2 protein-coding genes are annotated in these 2666 nt (G+C 71.2%); both read right to left on the bottom strand.

All coding sequences use genetic code 11. The annotated features are described in order from the left end of the window. On the bottom strand, positions 1–854 hold an 854-nt coding region (locus tag GUY60_RS36645; RefSeq protein WP_161705824.1), incomplete at its 3' end, for a glycosyltransferase family 39 protein. Next, a complete protein-coding gene (locus tag GUY60_RS36640; protein ID WP_161705823.1) occupies positions 851–2254 on the bottom strand; it encodes a bifunctional glycosyltransferase family 2/GtrA family protein in 1404 nt (467 codons plus the stop codon). The genes GUY60_RS36640 and GUY60_RS36645, both read right to left, overlap by 4 nt. Positions 2255–2666: the final 412 nt, after the last annotated feature.

The raw sequence follows: 2666 nt of genomic DNA, 5'->3' as shown, positions 1-2666 counted from the left end.
AGGAAGGAGTTGTTCTGCGAGCCGCCTATGTACGGGCGCGAGGACGCGGGCCACAGCTCCACGATCGCCACCCACCAGCCGCCCGAGACCACCAACGCCACGGCGGCCAGGCCGAGTTGCCCCAGCCTGCGGCGTACCCTCGTCGGCGCGCACACCGCGTAGAGCACCGCGAGCGGCGGCAGGATCAGGAAGGCCTGCAGGGTCTTGGTCAGGAACGCGAGGCCGACCGCCACACCCGCCCAGACCAGCCACTTGGTACGAGCGTGCTCCAGGGCGCGCAGCACGCAGTACACGGTGACCGTCATCAGGAGCGCGAGCAGCGCGTCCGGATTGTTGAAGCGGAACATCAGCGCCGCGACCGGCGTGAGCGCGAAGACAGTGACCGTGATCAGGCCCGCTGCAGCGCTGAAGCGGCGCCGCACTGCCGCGTACAGCACGGCCGCCGTGGCCACCGCCATCAGCACCTCGGGCACCAGGATCTGCCAGGAGCCGAGGCCGAAGAGGCGTACGGAGAGCGCCATCGGCCAGAGCGCGGCCGGCGGCTTGTCCACGGTGATGGCGTTGGCCGCGTCGGACGAGCCGAAGAAGAACGCCTTCCAGCTCTCGCTGCCCGCCTGGACGGCCGCCGAGTAGAAGGAGTTGGCGTATCCGGAGGCGCTCAGGTTCCAGAGGTAGAGGGCCGCGGTGACCGCCAGGAGCGCGAGCAGCAACGGGCGGGCCGAGGGCGGATCGTCCACACGGCCGCGCCAGAGCCGTCGAACCAGGTCACCGGGGCCGCCCGAGCCACGACGACGGCTCGCCGTGGGTACGGGCGCGGTGGGTACAGGGGCGGAAGGTACTGCCGGTTCGGTCATCGGTGGGTCCCGGAGATGGTGGGGGCGGAGTCGGTGGCCGTCGCGGTCGAGGCGCTGGCCGTGTCGGACACGGAGGCGGAGGCGGAGGTTACGGAGGACGGGGTCGCCGTGGACGCGTCCTCGCCGCGGTCCGGGAACACCCAGATCCGGAAGAGCAGGAAGCGCACCACGGTCGCCGCGAGGTTGGCGGCGATCAGCACGGTCAGCTCGGTGGCGTGCGCGACCTGGCCGCCCGCCGCCGCGTCGAGGGCGGCGAGCGAACCGCTGGTCAGGGCAAGGCCGATGGCGAACACCACGAGCCCCTGGGCCTGGTGGCGCACGGCCCGGCCCCGGCCGCGTACGCCGAAGGTCAGCCTCCGGTTGGCTGCCGTATTGGCGACCGCGGAGACCAGCAGGGCCACCGCATTGGCGAACTGGGCACCGCCGCCGAACCCTGCCCTGAACAGCGAGTACAGCGCGAGGTAGAAGAGCGTCGACAGCACGCCCACCACGCAGAAGCCGACCAGCTGCCGCGCCAACCCACCGGGAACACCGGCCAGTTGACGATCCCTCGGGTCGTCTCCGAAGGGGCGCGCGAGCCGGTCGAGGGGAAGCGCTCCGACCGCCAGCGCCCGCCCGACCCGCCATACCCCCAGCAGGTCATCGGTCGCCGTCCGGACGATGTGCACGGTGGAATCCGGGTCGTCCACCCAGTCCACCGGCACCTCGTGGATCCGCAGACCGGCCCGCTCGGCGAGCACCAGCAGCTCGGTGTCGAAGAACCAGCCGGTGTCCTCGACCATCGGCAGCAGCCGCTGCGCCACATCGCGCCGGATCGCCTTGAACCCGCACTGCGCGTCCGAGAACCGGGCGGCGAGCGAGCCGCGCAGGATCAGGTTGTACGTACGCGAGATGAACTCGCGCCGTGGCCCCCGCACCACCCGCGAACTGCGTGCGAGACGCGAGCCGATCGCCAGGTCCGAGTGGCCGGAGATCAACGGCGCGACCAGCGGCAGCAGCGCGTTCAGATCCGTCGAGAGGTCCACGTCCATGTACGCGAGCACCGGCGCGTCCGAGCCCGACCAGACTGTGCGCAGCGCCCGGCCCCGGCCCTTCTGCTCCAGCCGGTACGCCCGCACCTCGGGCAGCTCCGCGTCGAGCCGGGCGGCGATCTGCGGAGTGCGGTCGGTGCTCGCGTTGTCCGCGATGGTGATCCGGAACCCGCCGCGCCCCGCGGAGCCGTACGGGAAGGTCCGGCTGAGGTGGTCGTGCAGCCTGCGCACACAGTCGGCCAGGTCCTTCTCCTCGTTGAAGACGGGGACGACGACATCGAGTACGGGAGTGCCCACGGGGCCTGCGGGGAGATGTTCCCGGGCCGGGAGCGCCTGCGGCCCCAGGGCCGGTGGAGAGTCGCTTCGCATACAGCCGACACTCGCCAACCGCCCTGTCACGCCTGTGTGCTGAGCCTGTGGCCCTTCTGTGAGTCGAGAGGCGGAGGCAGAGGCGGAGGTGGAGGCGAAGGTGGCAAGCGAGGGCGGAGGCGTGCTTGTTTGCCGGTGCGGGGAACGTGTGTGTCTGCATACCCCGTAGGCGCTAGATGCGTTGCCAGACGGGGCTGGACGGGGCTAGATGCGGCGCCGGACAGCGGCAGACACAACCGAGCGCCAGCCAGACGCCAAATGGCAGACGCCAGACGCCAGATGGCAGATGGCAGATGGCAGGTGGCAGGTGGCAGGTGGCAGGTGGCAGGTGGCAGGTGGCGCACACCAGATGCCGGCCGACGCGCCAGACCGCAACACGCGCCACCCACCCGCTAGACAGCCCCCACCACTC

The organism is Streptomyces boluensis, assembly GCF_009908195.1.
In the GTDB taxonomy this organism is placed as follows: Bacteria; Actinomycetota; Actinomycetes; order Streptomycetales; family Streptomycetaceae; genus Streptomyces; species Streptomyces boluensis.
The sequence above is the reverse complement of the archived record's forward strand: the minus strand, read 5'-3'. Positions and strand labels throughout refer to the sequence as shown.